This is a genomic window from Gilvimarinus sp. 1_MG-2023, from assembly GCF_030548285.1.
Genome location: NZ_JAUOSC010000912.1, coordinates 1 through 278, shown reverse-complemented (window position 1 = coordinate 278; position 278 = coordinate 1). Strand labels below are relative to the sequence as shown.

General features: G+C 60.4%; 1 protein-coding gene. It reads right to left on the bottom strand.

The genetic code is table 11. From position 1 onward, the window contains the following. Positions 1-278: DUF2797 domain-containing protein (locus tag Q4563_RS19525; protein WP_303605699.1), on the bottom strand; the 278-nt coding region annotated here is incomplete at both ends.

Sequence of the window (278 nt, the reverse complement as noted above, 5' to 3'; positions counted from 1 at the left end):
GTCGGCAACCCGTTGACGCAGCAGGTCTTCCAGCATTCCGGACACACGACGGCTGGCAACTCTGGCAATGGCCAGGCCCTGTACGGCCCCCTGATCCAGCCAGCGGGTGGGCAGCTGACAGGCACGGGTAATACCGACCTTGATGCCGGACGAGTTGGCCAGGTAAACATAATGAGGCTGAAAACATACCTGTTCTGCCCAGTCCGGCTCGCGGCAGGTACCCAGATGAAAATGACAGGTTTCCGGGCTCATCATGCAGCGGTCGCACTGGGCCAGTT